This is a genomic window from Roseibium sediminis (assembly GCF_008711325.1).
Classification (GTDB): Bacteria; Pseudomonadota; Alphaproteobacteria; order Rhizobiales; family Stappiaceae; genus Roseibium; species Roseibium sediminis.
Genome location: NZ_VXDB01000014.1, coordinates 40764 through 59006 on the forward strand (window position 1 = coordinate 40764; position 18243 = coordinate 59006).

The following is an 18243-nucleotide window of genomic DNA, read 5'->3' on the forward strand; positions in this document are numbered from 1 at the left end:
GCCACCAGTCCTCTCGGAAACAGCGGTTAGGGTCTTAACCCGGTGTCAGTCCTCTCAGCCGCTCGGACCGGCGCCGAAGCATTTCCAGCACGGACAAGAGCACGATCGAGATCGCGACCATCAGCGATGCCACTGCGAGAATGGTTGGTGAGATCTGTTCGCGCAGGCCGGTGAACATCTGCCAGGGCAGGGTCTTCTGTCCGGCAGAGCCAAGGAACAGCACCACGACCACCTCGTCAAAGGACGTGATGAACGCAAACAGGGCACCGGACACAACACCCGGAACGATCAGCGGCATCTGCACCTTGAAGAAGGTCGTGACCGGATTTGCGCCCATACTTGCTGCCGCGCGAACCAGGCTGCGGTCAAAGCCGACCAGCGTGGCCGTCACGGTGATGATGACGAATGGCGTGCCAAGGGCAGCATGCGCAAGCACGACCCCCCAGTAAGTGCCCTGAAGACCGACGCGGGAATAGAAGAAATACATGCCGGCAGCGGAGATGATGAGTGGCACGATCATCGGAGAGATCAGAATCGCCATGATGGCGGAGCGATAGGGTACGTGCTGCTGGGACAGTCCGATGGCCGCAAGAGTGCCGAATGTCGTCGCAAGGATCGTTGCGGTCGGTGCAATCAGGACCGAATTCGTCAGCGCCTGCTGCCAGTCCGGATTGGTGAAGAAGTCCTCATAGTGCTTGAAGGAAAACCCTTCCGGCTTCAGGGCCAGCATTTCCGGGGTGAAGGTGAAGAAGTCCTGAGCGTTGAAGCTCAAGGGCAGGATCACCAGGATCGGAAAGATCAGGAAGAAGAAGATCAGTCCGCAGATGAACCGGAACGTATAGTGCCAGGTTCTCTGAAGCGGGGAGGCATAAGGGGGAAGTGAACTCATTTTTCTTTTATCCCAGCTTCACGTTGTCGATGCCCACGATCTTGTCATAGACCACGAAGAGGATCATGACCGCGATCAGGAGGAGCGCGCCAAGAGCAGCGCCAAGGCCCCAGTTCAACGAACTTGAAATGTGATAGGCGATCCGGTTCGAGATGAAGATGCCCGAAGTGCCGCCAACCAGTTCCGGCGTGATGTAGTAGCCGATTGCCAAAATGAACACGAGAACCGCGCCTGCGCCGATCCCCGGAACGCTCTGCGGGAAATAGACCCTCCAGAATGCGATCCAGTCATTGGCCCCAAGGCTCTTGGCCGCCCGTACATAGCTGGGCGAGATTGTCTTCATCACCGAATAGAGCGGCAGGATCATGAAGGGCAGCAGGATATGTGTCATCGCGATGATCGTGCCGGTCTGGTTGTTGATCATCACAAGCCTGTCGGCATCGCTGACAAACCCTGTCCAGACGAGGAAGTCATTGATGACACCCTGTTGCTGGAGGAGCACCTTCCATGCGGACGTTCGCACCAGGAGACTGGTCCAGAACGGTAACAGCACGAGGATCATCAGGATATTGGATGTGCGAAGCGGCAGAGCGGCCAGAAGGAAAGCGATCGGATAGCCCAGGAGCAGGCAGCAAAGTGTTATGACGACAGATAGAAACAGCGTTCTCCAGAACAGGAACAGATAAATCTGTTCATCTGCCGGCTTCATCTTTATACCGTCAGGCGTTAGTTGCGCATCACCTGCAGCAAGAAAGTAGGCTGGTGTGATGCGGGGGGAAAACAGTTTCAGCGTTGCCCAAGTCTCAACTTCGTCCCATTTGTCATCGGCCTTGATGAACTGGGCTTTCAGGGGCTCAGCGGCATCCATCTTTCCGACTCTTCTTCCGGTCTTGCGGAAGAGGCTTGAAATTCCGGTTTTCTCGTAATTCAGGCGCGAGCCAAGCCGTGTATGTGTCTTGTTTTCGACTGCGACAACCATGTCGTCGTAAAGCGCAGCGAAAACAGCCTCGCCCGGACTTTGTCCACTTTGAGGATCCCATGCCTGCAAGGCATCCACAGTCTTGGGCAAAGTATCTTCGACAATACCGTTTTCGACTGACCGAAACAGCATGTCGGCAATCGGTGCGGCAAATGTCAAGAGGACGAAAATAAGGAGCGGCGCAATCAGCAAAAGGGCGCGCAACTTTTCCCTGCGCAGAGCAGAAGCAAGAGCCTGTTTAAGGGGTTTGCCGTCTTGCGTTGTTAGCACCTGTTGTGACGCGGTATCGCTCATACAGCCGTTCTTTCCAATTCCGGGAAGGGAAGGTGGATGGGGAGCCCCCATCCACCGTTTTGTAGATCGCAAGGCGATGTTTGATTACTGGGCGAGCCAAGCCTGGAACTTTGCGTCCAGATCGTCGCGGTAATCTGCCCACCACTCGTAGTTATAGAGGAAGGTGTTCTTGGCATTGTTCGGGTCGGTCGGCATGTGCGGCGCCATGTCGATGCCGAGCGAATCGTGCTTGCCAACGAGCGGAGCGGAAGACTTGCGAGCCGGGCCGTAGGAGATGTACTTCGCCTGATCAGCAAGACGCTGTGTATCGGTCGCGAAATGGAGGTAGTCCATGACGCGCTTTTGACGCTCTTCGGAAAGGCCTGCCGGTACAATCCAGCCGTCCAGATCAAATACCTGAGCATCCCAGAGCATGGCAACCGGTTGTTTCTGCTCTTCAATGAGAGCAAACAGACGACCATTGTAGGTGGAGCCGATCACGACTTCCTTGTCAGCCAGAAGCTGGGGGGTTTCCGCGCCTGCAGACCACCAGACAACATTGTCCTTGATGGTGTCCAGCTTGGCGAAAGCCTTGGCCTGACCTTCTTCGGTTTCCAGTACGTCATAGACGTCTGCTTTTGCAACGCCGTCACACAGCAGGGCCCATTCCATGTTGTTGATCGGGCGCTTCTCAAGCGAGCGTTTGCCCGGGAATGTTTCCAGATCAAATACGTCACAGATGTCGTCCGGGCTCTTTCCGCCCCATTCTTCAACATCGGTGCGATAGCCAAATGTCGTAGAGTAAACGATTTGCGGAATGAAGCAGCCGGACACGATCAGGTCGCCAAAGTCTTCAGAAGCATGCGTCCCGTCCGGAGCAGCAGCTAGCACCTTGTCGTGATCGATCTCAAGGGCCAGACCTTCATCGCAAAGACGGATGGCGTCAGAAGCAACAACATCCACCAGATCCCAGGTGATGTTGCCAGCTTCGTTCATGGCGCGCAGCTTTGCCACTGCTTCTGCAGACGACTCATCGTTGATGATGTTAATGCCGGACTTTTCCATGTAAGGCTTGTGATAGGCATTGTTCTGGGATGCGGAATAGGCGCCACCCCAGGAAACAATTGTCATGTCTTCCGCAACTGCAGCGCCGCTGACCATGGCCAGAGCGGTGGTTGCAAGTACGATAGTCTTGAGCTTCATTTTTAGCTCCCTCTTTCAGGTTTGAAACGGATTGGTTCCGTCTTTTGCCACTGACGCGCAGCCAAGGCGCGTCTGTGTTTGTCAGGCAACGGGGTCCAGTGCCTTGCAGTCGTTGAGTGACCAACCGATTGGCACGGTGTCTCCCACACTCAACTGGCGTTTTTCGCCCCGGTTGCGAACCTTTGCGATGAACTCGTCGTTGCCGGCGACATTCATGCGAACGCGAATATGGTCCCCGAGATAGATGAGTTCCTCGATGCGTCCCTTGATCAGATTGTCCATTGAATCCGTCGTGTCGAATTCAACGCGTTCCGGACGCAGGGAAATTGTCGTCCTGTCCCCGATAGCGGACACATTCACCTTGTCTGCCTTGAGGCGCGTACCATCGTCGAGTTCGACAAGGCATTCCTTGCCCTGAATGTCGACGACCTTGCCGCTCAGCTTGTTGTTTTCGCCGATGAACTGCGCAACGAACGAGTTTTGCGGATCTTCATAAAGAACATCCGGAGACGAGAGCTGCTGGATGACCCCGTCGTTAAAGACAGCCACGCGATCGGACATGGTCAGTGCCTCGGTCTGATCATGGGTCACGTAGACCACAGTCACACCAAGGTTCTCGTGGATGTGCTTGATCTCGTACTGCATCTGCTCGCGCAGCTGCTTGTCCAGAGCGCCAAGAGGCTCATCCATCAAAACCAGTTCCGGATCGAAAACGAGCGCTCGGGCAACGGCAACACGCTGTTGCTGCCCCCCGGAAAGCTGTGCCGGACGGCGGTTTCCGAACGCGCCCAACTCAACCATTTCCAGCGCGCGTTTGACCTTCTCTTCCTGTTCAGCCTTGCCGATGTTGCGAACCTGAAGCGGGAACGCAAGGTTCTCGGCAACGGTCATGTGCGGGAACAGCGCATAGTTCTGAAACACCATGCCGATGCCGCGCTTGTGCGGTGGCACGTTGTTGATCGGCCGGTCATTCAGGAAGATCTCGCCATGGGTCGCAGGCTCGAAACCTGCAAGCATCATGAGACAGGTGGTCTTGCCGGACCCTGATGGTCCGAGCATGGTGAGAAACTCGCCGGGTGGAATGTCGAGGTTCAGATTTTTGACGACAAGGCTGACCCCGTCATAGCTCTTTTGCACACTCTCATAGCGGACAGCCGCGCCGCGTGTGTTTGCCATGCTTCCCCTCAGTTTTGTTCTCGTTATTGCATGCAGACTTCAACGTTAAGACTTGCGTCACCGTCGATGACCTATTGCTATTTTGTGCAACAGAAAAGCAAAATCCGAACAGTATTGGAAGGGGGCATTTCGAAAAAAAATGAAAATTAATGTTTGAAGGTGCGTATGTTTAAGAATGAAGGCTGGGCAGATAATGAATACTGGTATCGCCCACGCAATTATGAATTTTATTTGCGCGGTCTTAATATCAGATTGCACCTTACGCTTCGTAAGGTAGGGCGATTTTAGTCAATCATACAATCTGGGCCCATGTTGTCAGTTCCCGACGCACAGTGGAACATTTTCGCCATGACTGACTTGTTTGATTTGGCAATGCCCAAAGATTCCCTTCTGATATTCTTGCCGAAGAGTGTTCGAAAAAAATGGAAATTGCAATCTATAGTCGCTGCGAAATCTGGCCCGAGTGAAAGGGCATAGACATGGAGGTTGATTCAACGGGCCGCGAACTCGTCAGTGACGGGGATGGAGGACCGCGGTAAGCACCAATACGGACGCGCTTGACCTTCCTGTGACTGGAAGGAATATCCTTTCTTCAGCAGATCTAAGGAAGGGTACCAACGTGACATCACATGACACCCAGCAAAAGTCGGCATCGTCCTGCGGCTCGGGCTGTTGCGGAGGACACAGTGTCTCGCCAGACAAGGCGGCATCGGCAGCTGTAGAGACGAGAATTGACCCGGTTTGCGGGATGACAGTGACCCTTGGCAAGGGCAAGCCGCAACTGGTCTACAAGGGGCAGGACTACCATTTCTGCAATCCCAAGTGTCACGCACGCTTTGATGCCGATCCATATTTTTTCCTCTCGGGAAACAACAAGATCAAGAAGGCTGCTGATGCGGCCAAATCCTCGGATGTCATGTTTACGTGCCCCATGGACCCGGAGATCGAGCAGATTGGTCCCGGAACATGTCCAATCTGCGGAATGGCACTGGAACCGATGAACGGGGTGTCGGATGAGCCGAACCATGAATTGATCGATTTCACGCGGCGGTTCTGGGTCAGTGCGGCTGCGGCCGTGCCTCTCCTCGTTCTGACCATGGGGCCAATGCTCGGCCTTCCCGTTCGCGATTGGTTCGGGGAACGCTTGTCGCTGGTGCTTGAAGCTGCCTTGGCGACCCCGGTTGTTCTGTGGGCCGCATTGCCGTTCTTTCAGCGTGGCTGGATGTCGGTGCGGACCGGGCACTACAACATGTGGACGCTGATCATGCTGGGTGTCGGCGCTGCCTACGCCTATTCACTTGTGGCTGCCTTCTTGCCCGGACTGTTTCCAGATAGCCTGAAGCAGCCGGGCGGGCACATGCCGGTCTATTTCGAAGCCGCTGTAGTCATCATTGCGCTGGTTTTTGTGGGGCAGGTGCTGGAACTGAAGGCGCGCGAGAAAACCGGCGATGCTATCCGCGCGTTGTTGGACCTGTCTCCCAAGACTGCCCGCAGAATAACACCTGAGGGCGATGAATATGATGCTCCGCTGGAAAATATTCTTGCTGGCGACAAGCTGCGGGTTCGGCCAGGCGAAAGCGTTCCTGTCGACGGAAGAATTCTGGAAGGAGCGTCCGCGATTGACGAAAGCCTTGTAACCGGCGAGCCGATCCCTGTCGAAAAGGCCTCCGGCGATCCGGTGACCGGCGGAACCGTCAACAAGACAGGGTCCTTTGTCATGGAGGCAACCCATGTGGGATCGGAAACGCTGCTTGCAAAGGTGGTGGATATGGTGGCAGCAGCCCAGAGGTCCAAGGCTCCCATTCAGGGATTGGCGGACAAGGTGGCGTCGATATTCGTGCCAACTGTTGTTGCCTGTGCGCTGATCGCATTCGCGATCTGGTGGCTTGTCGGACCTGAGCCTGCCTTTGTTCATGCGGTTGTTGCTGCAGTCTCTGTTCTGATCATCGCCTGCCCCTGCGCACTGGGGCTCGCAACCCCGATGTCGATCACCACGGCCACAGGACGCGGTGCCCGTGCGGGGGTTCTGGTGAAGAATGCCGAAGCGCTGGAATTGTTTGCAAAGGTAGACGCAATCATCGTCGACAAGACAGGAACGCTTACAGAGGGCAAGCCGACCCTGACCCGGATCATCACGGCGACCGGAGTTGAGGAATCCGATCTCCTGACAACAGCCGCAAGTCTTGAAATGGCCTCCGAACACCCGCTGGCCCATGCAATTGTCAGCGCGGCGAAGGAAGCCGGTTTGGAACTGTTGGAGGTCTCGAATTTCGAGGCTCCCACCGGCAAGGGCGTGTTCGGACAGCTAGGGGGTGAGGACGCCCTGATCGGTAACAGGGCGCTCATGGAAGACCATGGGATCGAGATTGGAGCGCTGGCTGACGATGTCGCGCAGCATCAGGAACAAGGCCGGACAGTGATGTATGTCGCAAGGTCAGGTCAGCTTCTTGGAATTGTCGCCGTGGAAGACAGGGTAAAGGCGTCCGCTCCTGCTGCTTTGAAAGCACTGAAGGACGCGGGCCTGATGATCATCATGGCAACAGGAGACAACGAACAAACCGCTCAGGCCGTCGCAGCGCGCCTCGGGATCGAGGAGGTTCTGGCAGACGCCCTTCCAGCCGACAAGCAGGCTCTGGTACGCAAGCTGCAAGGTGAAGGGTTGTCTGTGGCCATGGCCGGTGACGGCGTGAATGATGCGCCAGCGCTTGCCGCTGCAGATGTCGGTATCGCCATGGGAACAGGCGCGGATGTGGCGGTAGAAAGCGCCGGTATCACCTTGCTCAAAGGAGATCTGGATGGTCTGGTAAAGGCTCGGCATCTCGCCCAGGCCACTATCCGGAATATCCGGCAGAACCTCTTCTTCGCGTTCATCTACAACACCGCTGGTGTTCCGATTGCTGCGGGAATTCTCTATCCGGTGTTTGGTCTTCTGCTCTCGCCGATGTTAGCAGCCGCCGCGATGAGCCTCTCGTCGGTTTCCGTGATCACCAATGCGCTTCGGTTGCGTGCCCTCAAGCTCTAGGAGGCAAGCATGAATATTGGATCGGCAGCGAAAATGTCCGGGCTTCCGGCAAAGACTATTCGCTACTACGAGGACATTGAACTCATTCAACCGGCAAGGGCTGGCAATGGATATCGCGACTATTCGCAGACGGATGTTCACCGGCTCCGGTTCCTTCAGCGATCCCGAAGCCTCGGCTTCAGCATCGAGGAGTGCCGATCACTTTTGTCCCTCTATGAAGACAAGAACAGGGCCAGTGCGGATGTTAAGGAGTTGGCGCTCGCCAAGATCGAGGAGGTCGATCGCAAGATCCGCGAACTGAAATCGCTCAAGTCCACCCTCTCGGCACTTGCATCGAATTGCCACGGCGACGAACGGCCCGATTGTCCGATCATGGACGATCTTGCAGGGAGAAGGCTATGACACGAAAAGGTGTTATCGGAGTGATCGTGCTGGCGGCGATGTGCGCTGGCATATTGGCATTGATCCTGCGACCGGCCCAGGACACAGCCTCGATACAGCCCGGTGCGGCTGTTGATCTTGTCCTCGGCGAGAGGCTCTTTTCCCAGAACTGCGCGGTCTGCCATGGGCAAGAGGCTGCAGGCACAGCCCAATCCGGGCCGCCACTGGTGCACAAGATCTACGAGCCGTCCCATCATGCGGACGGTGCTTTCTATCTTGCAGTTTCCAAGGGTGTGCGGGCGCATCACTGGCAATTTGGCAACATGCCGCCGATAAATGACGTTAGTATGGAAGAAACGGCTCACATCATAGGATATGTAAGAGCCCTGCAGAGGCAGAACGGAATTTACTGAACATTGGGAGAGGTCATGCCGAGAAGAAATACAGTTGGTGTTTGTGTGGCGGTGCTGTTGGCAGCAGGGTCTGCAAGTCTCGCCCACGATGGCGCCACTGGCGTAATCAAACAGCGCATGGATCAGATGGGAACCCTGAAGTCGGCCATGAAAATGATTGGCGATATGCTGAAGGCCGACGCAGAACCGAAGCAAAAGACGGTGAGCGAGGCTGCAGCGCTCGTTCAGGCAGCTTCGGGCGCACATCTGGTCGCACTTTTCCCGGAAGGAAGCCTTATGGCGCCGAGCGAAGCCACTGCTGCGGTCTGGCAAAATCGAACGGAATTCGAGATGCTAGCCCGCCGTCTTGAAGAAGCTGGGGGTTCACTTGCTCAATCTGCAGAAGGAACCCGCCAGGATGTGGTTGGCGCGTTCACGGCTTTGGCGGAAACCTGCAAGTCTTGTCACGAGCAGTTCCGGCTGAAGTCAAACTGATCGCTGTCGTTTATCGGGTCGCTTGCCAATTCGCCGAGCATGAATTACCTGCTTGGCAGTATCGCCTTAAGCTGGCCATGAAGACCGTGTTTGACTGTCGGCCAATTTCCGGGAAAGTCCCGGCAAAACGGAGCTACCCCCTTTATGACCATCCGGTTTCACAAGAACGACCTGCCTGACCTGACCCAGTATGTATCAGCGGATGCTGTTGCGGTGGATACGGAAACGCTGGGTCTGAACCTCTTGCGGGATCGTTTGTGTGTGGTGCAGCTGTCTCCTGGAGACGGCACGGCTGATGTGGTTCAGATCGAGAAGGGGCAGAAGGCAGCACCAAACCTGACCGCGCTTCTCAGTGATCCCGACAAAACGAAGATTTTTCATTTCGCGCGGTTTGATGTCGCGATCCTTCGTCAAAATCTCGGAATCCATGTCAATCCGGTCTGGTGCACCAAGATTGCCTCAAAACTGTGCCGCACATACACGGACCGCCACGGACTGAAGGACGTGACGCGCGAATTGCTCAGTGTTGATCTTTCCAAGCAGCAGCAGAGTTCCGACTGGGCCGCTGAAACGCTTACAGATGCCCAACTGGAATACGCCGCGTCTGACGTCCTGCATCTTCACGGATTGAAAGCGCGGCTGGAGTTCATGCTGGAGCGCGAGGAGCGCCTGCACCTTGCCAAAGCCTGTTTCGATTTTCTGCCGACCCGCGGCGAACTTGATCTGAAGGGCTGGGGCGAGGTCGACATTTTTGCGCATGCCTGAAATCAGGAAGTGACGCGAGCCTGATCGGTGAGACGCAACGGAGATTGCTGAACGGTGACTTTGGGATCGGCAGATCTCGGCATGATGCCGGGAACGCCTGCTGGAGGCAGAAGGGAGTCGGCGCGCCAGAGAGCAGCGCGGCGGCATAGCCGACTTGTACGCATTCTCAGGTTCCTGTTTCCGGCACTCGGAGTTCTCATCTTTGTCGGGATGATTGGGCTGATCGTTCTTTTCAATCTGTTTTCAAGCGTCGGGGCGACAAACCTGATTCTCACTGCCGATGGTTTGGTGATGGATTTTCCGGTTCTGTCAGGTCATGACGGCGAAAAATCCTACAAGGTGACAGCCCGCCGCGCGATTCAGCGGCTGAGCGATCCCAGGATTCTGGACCTTGAATTCATCGATGCTGATATCGTGTTGAGCCCAACGGAAAAGGCGAGAGTGACCTCGGTAAAGGGCATTTACAACAACTCGCTGGAGAGCCTGAAGCTCTATGACGGCGTGCAGGTGGATTGGAGCCAAGGCTACAAGGTCGATGTTAGTGAAGTCGACATTGACATGAAGTCTGGTGCCTTGAATACGAGCGAGCCGGTTGCCATTCGGTCTGACAAGGGGCAATTGCAGGGTGGCAATATGGATTATGATCAGGACAAGGGCGTCGTCCGGTTCACAGATGGCGTGAAAATGACGATCGCACCGCCGGAAAAGACGGACGAGGGACAGCAATGACAAGATTTTTTGCCAAATGGATCGGATACCTTGTAGCGGTGCTCGCGTTGGGCGTAACTGGGCTTTCGGCCCAGACATTTTCCAATGCCTTTGCAGGTTTTGGTTCCAATGATGACGAACCGATCCAGATCGAGGCTGCGGAGCTTCAGGTTGAAGACAAGAACAATCTGGCCATCTTTACCGGCAATGTAGTTGTGACCCAAGGGGAAACCCAGCTGCAGACCCATCGCCTGAAGGTGTTTTACGACGGTAAGGCGTCGGGCGCTGTCCAGCAGAGCATTTCCCGACTTGAGGCTTCCGGCAAGGTCTTCATTTCCTCTCAGGATCAAGTTGCCACCGGCGATGAGGCCAGCTTCGACATGAAGAAGGATCTCATGATCATGACCGGGGAAGAAGTTGTCTTGAGCCAAGGACCCAACGTTGCCGTTGGAAACAAGCTGACTGTGAACCTTACGACCGGTCAGGCTGATCTGCAGGCAGCTCCCAAACAAGGCAAGTCGGGCAGGATCAAGTTGCTGCTTCAGCCGAATTCGACCAATAGCAACTGATTGGCATACAAGTCCCCTCGACAAAGCCACATGGCGTGCCTATTTCGAAGCGGGAAAAAAGGAAACCGCTGACGTGAATTTTTCGCCTTTTCAATCTGCGGATGACGAGAGCACCCAGTCCGGTTCGCATGAGCCCGGGCTGGAAAATGCACTTGTCGTCGAAGGGATTGGCAAGACATACGGGCGCCGACAGGTTGTGAAGTATGTTGGCCTGTCCGTGCGACCGGGCGAGGCGGTTGGCCTGCTTGGCCCGAACGGCGCGGGCAAGACCACCACGTTCTACATGATCACGGGTCTCATTCGTCCCGATCAGGGTAAGATTACCCTTGAAGGGTTCGACATCACCCGTATGCCCATGTACCGCCGGGCGCGTCTGGGAATTGGGTATCTGCCGCAGGAAGCTTCGATATTTCGCGGGCTGACGGTGGAAGAAAATATTCGAGCGGTCCTTGAGGTGATCGAGCCTAACCGCAAAATTCGTGCCGAAGAGCTGGATTCGCTGCTGGAAGAATTCGGCCTGACGCATCTTCGCAAATCACCTTCAATCGCCTTGTCCGGGGGTGAGCGCCGCCGCGTAGAAATTGCACGAGCTCTTGCCAGCCGCCCCTCCTTCATGCTGCTGGACGAACCCTTTGCCGGCATTGACCCCATCGCTGTGGGAGACATTCAGGCGCTTGTTCGGCATCTGACGCAGCGCGGGATTGGTGTTTTGATCACCGATCACAACGTTCGTGAAACGTTGGGCCTTATCGATCGGGCCTACATTATCGCAGCCGGAGAGGTGCTGACGCACGGCTTGCCTGCTGACATTGTCGCAAATCCGGATGTTCGCCGTCTTTATCTCGGAGAGCAATTTACTCTTTGATGACAGGTCGCCGGATAGGGTGTAAGCAAGAAGTGGACCACTTTTTGCAAGCGAAGGCTGTAGCGAACCCGGATGGCATTGTCGACAAAGTTGGAGTTGCGTCAGAGCCAGTCTCTGATCATGACGCCGCAGCTGATGCAGGCGATCAAACTGCTGCAATTGTCCAATCTCGACTTGAGCGCCTATGTGGAAGCCGAACTGGAGCGAAACCCACTCCTTGAGAAGTCGGATTCTGAAGCAGGTTTGCCCGGAGAAGAGGCTCAAGGTCAATCAGATACAGGTGATGAAGGCGGTTCTGCAGCGGGGTCCGACGCTGAAGCCTCCGACTGGATGGAAAACCAGCTGGAGATCAACTCTGAATCGATCGCGTCACGCATGGACACCGATCTTGGGAACGTCTTTCAGGACGAGCCGGGAGCGCCCACCCATAAGGATGCACCGGTTCTCACAGCTTCGGAGAGCATTCGCCCCGCAAGCGGCGGTCTGAGCGAAGACTACAATCTGGAAGCCTTTGTCGCCGAGAGCGAAACGCTGTCCCAGATGCTGGAAGACCAGATGCACATGGCCTTGAGCGATCCGGTCGACAAGCTCATTGCGGCTAATCTCATCAACTCGCTGGATGACAACGGCTATCTGGAGCTTGATACCGAGGCGACAGCCGGAAGTTTCGGGGTTTCACCGGAGCGGATCGAAGCTGTTTTAGCTGTCTTGCAGACCTTTGAGCCTGCGGGGGTATTTGCCAGAAACCTCGCCGAATGCCTGAAGTTGCAGCTTTTGGAGCGCAATCGGTTCGACCCCGCCATGGCAGCACTGCTTGAGAATATCGATCTTCTGGCAAAGCGGGATCTTGCCGCCCTGAAGCGGATTTGCCGCGTTGACGAGGAAGATCTTGCCGAGATGATCCAGGAAATCCGGGCTCTCGACCCCAAGCCCGGGGCGGTATTTGGCGTTGCGCCCGTTCAGCCACTTGTTCCGGACGTGTTTGTCCGTCCTGCAAGTGACGGGACATGGCACGTGGAGCTTAATAGCGACACCCTGCCGAAAGTGCTGGTCAACCAGACCTACTACGCGACAATCACCAAGCGCACTCGTGGAGAATCAGAGCGGGAATATCTGACTGACTGTCTCCAGACTGCCAACTGGCTGGTGAAAAGCCTCGACCAGCGGGCGAAAACGATTTTGAAGGTTTCCACTGAAATCGTGCGTCAGCAGGACGGGTTCCTGACCCATGGGATCGAATATCTGCGCCCTTTGAATCTCAAGGTTGTCGCGGATGCAATCGGGATGCACGAGTCGACCGTGAGCCGTGTAACTTCAAATAAATACATGGCAACACCGCGCGGCATTTTCGAGTTGAAGTACTTCTTTACCTCCGCGATATCTGCGACGGACGGTGAGGATGCGCATTCGGCAGAGTCGGTGCGCTACAAAATCAAGCAACTTATAGATGCGGAAGACCCCAAGGCGATCCTTTCGGATGATACGATCGTCAAGATTCTTGTTGGCGAGGGCGTGAATATCGCGCGCCGTACAGTTGCAAAGTACCGCGAAGCCATGAAGTTGGGATCGTCCGTTCAAAGACGCAGAGAAAAACGCTCCAGATTATAGACCTCTTACTTGATGTCTGGATCTTGTTGCCCGGCAAATATTTGGGTTGGAGCAAGAAATCTTCAGAAATCGGCAGACGGCTTAGGCGAGGCTTGTAATCATGCGGGTAACCCTGCTGGATTCTTTGATTTGACAGCGTCAACTCACCCAGCTATACGCCCGCGTCGGTTCGTTTGCGGAAGGGGATGGCGCTTCGGCGCAGACTGGTTCATTCTGTGGTCTTGAAACGTCCGCTGTTTCAAGCGCTGGCCACCCAGTCAGCGACCATAATGGTCCACACAAAAAGAAGAGGTCCCCATGGCATTGCGGATTTCAGGCAAGCACGTTGATGTAGGCGATGCGTTACGCACCCACATTACAGACCGAGTTGAAGACGCCCTTTCGAAGTATTTCAATGGCGGCTACACCGGGCACGTGACCCTGAGCAGGGAAGGTGCTGGATTCAAGTCGGAGTGTTCGCTGCATCTGGACACCGGCATCGTGTTGCAGGTGTCCGCACAGGACCACGATCCGCGCGCAAGTTTTGATCTTGCCGCTGAAAAGGTTGAAAAGCGACTTCGCCGTTACAAGCGTCGTCTCAAGGATCATCATGCCAGCAACAGCAATGGCAGGGATGATTATGAGGCCGCTGCCTATGTTCTGGCGTCCACCGAGGATGAGGAAGAACTGCCGGAGGACTACAATCCTCTGGTGATTGCCGAGACCGCGTCCAAGGTGAAGACAATGACGGTCGGAATGGCTGTCATGGAGCTGGACTTGACGGAAGCACCGGTTGTGATGTTCAAGAACGCCGCGAATGGCGGCCTGAACGTCGTCTACCGGCGCGCTGACGGCAATGTGGGCTGGATCGATCCGGCTCTGGTGGCGCAAGCTGCCGCTGAATGAAATTAACGGGCGCGGCCCGTCCGGTCGATGGGATCGGACGGGCCGACCTTTGAAAAGAATGCGTGTAGGCAAATCATGGATCTGAGTGATCTCCTGAACAAGGATGCGGTCAGCGTTGGCTTCAAGGCCAAGAGCAAGAAGCAGGTCATCCAGGAATTGGCGGGGCAGGCAGCGGCAAAGACCGGACTGTCAGAACGCGAAATTTTCGACACCTTGTTGCAGCGCGAGCGACTGGGCTCGACCGGCGTCGGTCACGGGATCGCCATTCCGCACGGAAAGCTGACACGGCTTGGAGAGCTGGTCGGCTTCTTTGCCAAGTTGGACAAGCCGATTGATTTCGACGCGCTGGATGACGAGCCCGTCGATCTGGTCTTTTTGCTGCTGGCTCCGGAAGGCGCGGGCGCGGATCATCTGAAGGCCCTGGCCAGGGTGGCAAGACAACTCAGAGATCCCGAGATTGCACGGGGACTGCGCGAGGCACAGGATGCCGAAGCCGTTTATGCCCTGCTGGTGCAGCCGCTGGCTTCGTCAAACGCCGCCTGAAAAATTCCCTTATTATCTCTGACCACGGGAAAGCAGATCCCGTAGGCGAAGTATTTTGCCTGAGGGCGTCAAAATCCCTTCAAGGCAGTCTGGCATTGCTACCTCGGGATCGCCCATGGTGCCTCAAGCGCGTACGGTCGCAGAGGCTTGTTCGGGTGCTGCGACCAGAGTGTCCTGTTGATCGTCAGACTGCCCAAGGGCCGGAAGGCCAAGGTCTGACAAGAGCAGTGAAGGCGCCCGTTCTTCCGGCAGCTTCCACAGGCCCGAACGCATTGCGAGCCGTCCGAGCGTAATGGTTGACGTTGCCATGGCAATCGGAACGGCCAGCAAGGGGCCAAGCGCGATGGGCAGCACAGGCCAGATAAACTCGATTGGCTGAGTCGAGACCCATGCAAAGGCGAAAATTCCGAACGCGGTTTGCGGCCAGAGCTTTCGGAAGCTGAGGCCAAGCGGCAAGCTTTGCAGGCCGCGGGCCTGTGCGCCCCAGCCGATCGATTTGCCAAAAAGCAGGCCTGTCATGAAGACAGTGTGCGCAATCGCCATGATCGGCGCTATCAGTGCCGAATAAAGCAGCTCGCCAAATGCGCTGGAGAGAACTCGAAGTCCGCCACCAAAGCGCTCCCGGGTTTCCTTGTGGGCGACAATATCAATCACAGTGGCGAATTTGGGCGCAAAGACCATCGTCATGATGACAACGAAGAGCAGGCCGCCAGCGGCCGTATGCAGCGGCAATTCTCCCGGCTCCATCATCAGGGAGACAGCGGCGATACATCCCATGAAGATCATCCATGCAGGCGAGCCGATGAACATAAGGATGGCAAGGCCAAGCTGGATGCGGCTTGTCAGGCGCAGGCCCGGATGGCGAAGCAGGCGGAAATACTGCAGATTGCCCTGGCACCAGCGCAGGTCGCGGCGGATGAACTCCAGAAGATGCGGCGGATTTTCCTCATAACTGCCGCCCTCTACCGGCAGGACTCGGATCTCGTATCCGGCCTTGCGCATCAAGACGGCTTCGACCTGATCATGGGAAAGGATGGTTCCGGAGAGCGGACCGGTTCCGTTCAGATGCGGCAGACGGCAATGTTCGCGGAACGGTGCAATGCGGATAATGGCGTTATGTCCCCAATAGGGTCCGCAGTCGCCTTGCCACCACGCGCTACCGAGTGTGTAGGACCGCATGCCGAGCCGCATTCCATATTGAAAGACGCGGGCGAAGGCGCTGTCAGTCGGCAATCCGACCGCAAGGCTCTGCAGAATGCCAAGATTGGGGTTCGATTCCATGGCCCGCACGAGTTCCACCAGCTTTTCGCCGGACACGACACTGTCCGCGTCGAGGGTCACGGCGAAGTCGAACTCACTGCCCCAGCGGTCACAAAAGTCCATGATATTGCCGGCCTTGAAGCCGGTGTTATCGGTGCGCCGACGATAGGTGATCCGAAGTGCTTCACCCCAACGGGCCTTGAGTGCGTCCACCATGGCCGCTTCTTCTGCCGCAATGTCAGCCTTTGACGTGTCACTTAGGACAAAAAGCGAGAAGTGTCCGAGTGCCTTGTTCCGCTCAAGATCGACCAGCATGGCGGTCAGCTTGCGGGACAAGGGAGCAATATCTTCATCTCGAATGCAGGACAAAAGGGCTGTTCTGGAGGTGGGTGCCTGATCTTTGCGTCCCAGATCAATCGGGCATACGCTCGCCACCGGATCAGAGCTGAACCGCATGAGCATGAGACCGATGACAGCGTTCAGAAAGCCGATGATCGTCCAGGGAAGCGTGATCATGAAGCAGATCAGCAACAGAATATCGATCTTGCTATAGCCGCCCGGCATCAGGGTCAGCGCCATCAGCGCGGTCAGACCAACAAAAGCCACTATGAACATCGAAACAAACAGCAGGCGCCGACGTGTCATTCGATCCGCGAAGGATCCGGAGGCGGACATGGTAGGTTGATCACGCATTCTTGTGCAGTCCAGTATTGCCGAGAAAAGCGAATTCTCTTTTGGTTTGGGATGTTACGCGCGAAAACGCGTGATAGTTCAGGACGGAGCGAAAATCCATCACAAGGGTGTCGAGATTGTGTCTGAAACTCGGAATGTAGAAGCGTTGTGGTACTCGGCTCCCGGCACCTGCGAACTGAGGAGCGAGCCTCTTGCTGCAATGGGCATTGGAGAAGTCGAGGTCCATACCCGCTTCAGTGCGATCAGCCGTGGCACCGAGCGCCTTGTTCTTGAGGGCAGGGTTCCCGAATCCGAGTATGAGCGCATGCAGGCACCGTTCCAGAAGGGGGCTTTCCCCTTCCCGGTCAAATATGGCTACGCCTGCACGGGTGAAGTCGTGCAGGGACCATCCGAGTGGCTTGGTCGCCATGTGTTCTGCCTTCATCCTCATCAAACCGGCTTCATTGCCGATCCCGCCAATCTCGTCTCTGTTCCAGCGGCTGTTCCGCTCAAAAGAGCGATCCTTGCCGCGAACATGGAGACTGCACTCAACGGTTTATGGGACGGAAATCCTTCACCTGCAGATCAAATTTGCGTGGTTGGAGCGGGAGTTGTCGGCCTTTTGACGGCCTATTTGTGCGCTCGCATACCCGGAACCGAAGTAACGGTGGTGGATGTGAACCCGGGCCGGCGCACCATCGCAGAGGCGTTCGGTTGCCGGTTTGCCTCATTAGCAGACGCGCCTGTCGACCAGGACCTTGTTTTCCACGCCAGTGCTAACGCGAGAGGACTGGAAACGGCGCTGAAAGCTGCGGGAAAAGACGCAACCGTCGTGGAATTGAGCTGGTATGGCGACAAACCGGTCGAGGTGATGCTGGGCGCTGATTTTCACAGCCGTCGTTTGACCCTGCGCTCCAGCCAGGTCGGCACCATCCCGGCCCACCGGCAGGCGCGGTGGACCTATCAACGGCGTCTGACTGCGGCGATCAATCTTTTGGCAGATCCGGTTATCGACAAACTTTTGACCCATGAGATTGCTTTCCATGACTTGCCAAAGCAGCTGCTGGAGCATTTAACCGGAAACCCGAATGTTCTGACGCCCGTCGTCCGGTATCCGTAATTTCATTCCAATCCCAGTTCTGGAAAGCCTGACCATGTTTGCTGTTGAAGTCCGCGACCACATCATGATTGCTCACTCCTTCCGGGGTGAACTGTTTGGACCTGCGCAGGCCCTCCACGGAGCGACCTTCGTTGTCGATGCCGCCTTTCTGTCGGAAGCCCTTGATGAAAACGGGGTCGTGATCGATATCGGCCGGGCACACGAGGCGCTGAAGGAAGTCCTTGGCCCGCTCAACTACAAGAATCTTGATGACATCGAAGAGTTTCGGGGAAAGAACACCACCACGGAATTCCTGACCAAACACATTCACGACCATCTCGCAAAAGCGGCAAGGGAAAATCGTCTGGGCCGCGCCGGAGACGAGTTGAAGGCAATTCGGGTCACTCTGTCAGAATCCCATGTGGCCCGCGCCTGGTACGAAGCGCCGGTCGCCTGATC

The 18243-nt window shown here is 56.1% G+C and carries 18 protein-coding genes; 13 read left to right on the forward strand and 5 right to left on the reverse strand.

Going from position 1 to position 18243, the window contains the following annotated elements; translation table 11 throughout:
* Positions 1–34: 34 nt before the first annotated feature.
* The 4 genes from F0155_RS14815 to F0155_RS14830 all read right to left on the reverse strand — a co-directional run bounded on the left by F0155_RS14815 (position 35) and on the right by F0155_RS14830 (position 4520).
* Complete coding sequence (locus F0155_RS14815) at positions 35–889, reverse strand: ABC transporter permease (protein ID WP_150525315.1); 855 nt, start codon at positions 887–889, stop codon at positions 35–37.
* Positions 890–896: 7 nt separating this feature from the next.
* The gene (locus F0155_RS14820; protein ID WP_150525316.1) at positions 897–2162 is read right to left on the reverse strand and encodes an ABC transporter permease; all 1266 of its coding nucleotides are present in this window, start codon (positions 2160–2162) and stop codon (positions 897–899) included.
* 84 nt (positions 2163–2246) lie between these two features.
* Complete coding sequence (locus tag F0155_RS14825) at positions 2247–3344, reverse strand: extracellular solute-binding protein (protein WP_150525317.1); 1098 nt, start codon at positions 3342–3344, stop codon at positions 2247–2249.
* Positions 3345–3425: 81 nt separating this feature from the next.
* Positions 3426–4520, reverse strand: a complete 1095-nt coding sequence (locus F0155_RS14830; RefSeq protein WP_150525318.1) for an ABC transporter ATP-binding protein — start codon at positions 4518–4520, stop codon at positions 3426–3428.
* A 619-nt stretch (positions 4521–5139) separates the two neighbouring features.
* Between F0155_RS14830 and F0155_RS14835 the strand changes: the two genes are divergently transcribed.
* From F0155_RS14835 to ptsN, 11 genes are all read left to right on the forward strand, one after another.
* Positions 5140–7542: a heavy metal translocating P-type ATPase gene (locus F0155_RS14835; protein ID WP_150525319.1), complete on the forward strand. Its 2403-nt coding sequence runs from the start codon at positions 5140–5142 to the stop codon at positions 7540–7542.
* Positions 7543–7551: 9 nt separating this feature from the next.
* Entirely contained in the window at positions 7552–7944 is a 393-nt protein-coding gene (gene cueR, locus F0155_RS14840; RefSeq protein WP_150525320.1) for a Cu(I)-responsive transcriptional regulator, read from the forward strand.
* On the forward strand, positions 7941–8336 hold the full coding sequence (locus F0155_RS14845; protein ID WP_150525321.1) for a c-type cytochrome: 396 nt from the start codon (positions 7941–7943) through the stop codon (positions 8334–8336). The genes cueR and F0155_RS14845 overlap by 4 nt, the downstream gene beginning before the upstream one ends.
* A 15-nt stretch (positions 8337–8351) precedes the next feature.
* Positions 8352–8810, forward strand: coding sequence for a c-type cytochrome (locus tag F0155_RS14850; protein ID WP_150525322.1), 459 nt, complete (start codon positions 8352–8354; stop codon positions 8808–8810).
* Between the two features lie 144 nt (positions 8811–8954).
* On the forward strand, positions 8955–9575 hold the full coding sequence (locus F0155_RS14855; RefSeq protein ID WP_150525323.1) for a ribonuclease D: 621 nt from the start codon (positions 8955–8957) through the stop codon (positions 9573–9575).
* A gap of 54 nt (positions 9576–9629) precedes the next feature.
* Complete coding sequence (gene lptC, locus F0155_RS14860) at positions 9630–10304, forward strand: LPS export ABC transporter periplasmic protein LptC (RefSeq protein WP_208999296.1); 675 nt, start codon at positions 9630–9632, stop codon at positions 10302–10304.
* Complete coding sequence (lptA, locus tag F0155_RS14865; RefSeq protein WP_150525324.1) at positions 10301–10852, forward strand: lipopolysaccharide transport periplasmic protein LptA; 552 nt, start codon at positions 10301–10303, stop codon at positions 10850–10852. The genes lptC and lptA overlap by 4 nt, the downstream gene beginning before the upstream one ends.
* A gap of 139 nt (positions 10853–10991) precedes the next feature.
* Positions 10992–11717 (forward strand): LPS export ABC transporter ATP-binding protein, encoded by a 726-nt coding sequence (gene lptB, locus F0155_RS14870; protein WP_204934486.1) that lies wholly within the window; start codon positions 10992–10994, stop codon positions 11715–11717.
* A gap of 72 nt (positions 11718–11789) precedes the next feature.
* On the forward strand, positions 11790–13325 hold the full coding sequence (gene rpoN / locus F0155_RS14875; protein WP_150525326.1) for an RNA polymerase factor sigma-54: 1536 nt from the start codon (positions 11790–11792) through the stop codon (positions 13323–13325).
* Between the two features lie 297 nt (positions 13326–13622).
* Positions 13623–14210, forward strand: a complete 588-nt coding sequence (gene hpf / locus F0155_RS14880; protein WP_150525327.1) for a ribosome hibernation-promoting factor, HPF/YfiA family — start codon at positions 13623–13625, stop codon at positions 14208–14210.
* Positions 14211–14285: 75 nt separating this feature from the next.
* Positions 14286–14753 (forward strand): PTS IIA-like nitrogen regulatory protein PtsN, encoded by a 468-nt coding sequence (ptsN, locus tag F0155_RS14885; RefSeq protein WP_150525328.1) that lies wholly within the window; start codon positions 14286–14288, stop codon positions 14751–14753.
* A 123-nt stretch (positions 14754–14876) separates the two neighbouring features.
* Here the strand turns inward: ptsN and mdoH are convergent, their stop codons facing one another.
* Positions 14877–16706, reverse strand: a complete 1830-nt coding sequence (gene mdoH, locus F0155_RS14890; protein ID WP_150525329.1) for a glucans biosynthesis glucosyltransferase MdoH — start codon at positions 16704–16706, stop codon at positions 14877–14879.
* 70 nt (positions 16707–16776) lie between these two features.
* On the opposite strand from mdoH, the gene F0155_RS14895 reads away from it, so the two are divergent.
* Positions 16777–17805: a zinc-dependent alcohol dehydrogenase gene (locus F0155_RS14895; protein WP_244303522.1), complete on the forward strand. Its 1029-nt coding sequence runs from the start codon at positions 16777–16779 to the stop codon at positions 17803–17805.
* 34 nt (positions 17806–17839) lie between these two features.
* Positions 17840–18241, forward strand: a complete 402-nt coding sequence (locus F0155_RS14900; protein ID WP_150525330.1) for a 6-pyruvoyl trahydropterin synthase family protein — start codon at positions 17840–17842, stop codon at positions 18239–18241.
* Positions 18242–18243 lie beyond the last annotated feature (2 nt).

Bases quoted from the DNA above. Each gene is read 5' to 3' on its own strand.
- F0155_RS14815 (WP_150525315.1), bottom strand. From the start codon at position 889: ATGAGTTCACTTCCCCCTTATGCCTCCCCGCTTCAGAGAACCTGGCAC.
- F0155_RS14820 (WP_150525316.1), bottom strand. From the start codon at position 2,162: ATGAGCGATACCGCGTCACAACAGGTGCTAACAACGCAAGACGGCAAA.
- F0155_RS14825 (WP_150525317.1), bottom strand. From the start codon at position 3,344: ATGAAGCTCAAGACTATCGTACTTGCAACCACCGCTCTGGCCATGGTC.
- F0155_RS14830 (WP_150525318.1), bottom strand. From the start codon at position 4,520: ATGGCAAACACACGCGGCGCGGCTGTCCGCTATGAGAGTGTGCAAAAG.
- cueR (WP_150525320.1), top strand. From the start codon at position 7,552: ATGAATATTGGATCGGCAGCGAAAATGTCCGGGCTTCCGGCAAAGACT.
- F0155_RS14845 (WP_150525321.1), top strand. From the start codon at position 7,941: ATGACACGAAAAGGTGTTATCGGAGTGATCGTGCTGGCGGCGATGTGC.
- F0155_RS14850 (WP_150525322.1), top strand. From the start codon at position 8,352: ATGCCGAGAAGAAATACAGTTGGTGTTTGTGTGGCGGTGCTGTTGGCA.
- F0155_RS14855 (WP_150525323.1), top strand. From the start codon at position 8,955: ATGACCATCCGGTTTCACAAGAACGACCTGCCTGACCTGACCCAGTAT.
- lptA (WP_150525324.1), top strand. From the start codon at position 10,301: ATGACAAGATTTTTTGCCAAATGGATCGGATACCTTGTAGCGGTGCTC.
- rpoN (WP_150525326.1), top strand. From the start codon at position 11,790: ATGGCATTGTCGACAAAGTTGGAGTTGCGTCAGAGCCAGTCTCTGATC.
- hpf (WP_150525327.1), top strand. From the start codon at position 13,623: ATGGCATTGCGGATTTCAGGCAAGCACGTTGATGTAGGCGATGCGTTA.
- ptsN (WP_150525328.1), top strand. From the start codon at position 14,286: ATGGATCTGAGTGATCTCCTGAACAAGGATGCGGTCAGCGTTGGCTTC.
- mdoH (WP_150525329.1), bottom strand. From the start codon at position 16,706: ATGCGTGATCAACCTACCATGTCCGCCTCCGGATCCTTCGCGGATCGA.
- F0155_RS14900 (WP_150525330.1), top strand. From the start codon at position 17,840: ATGTTTGCTGTTGAAGTCCGCGACCACATCATGATTGCTCACTCCTTC.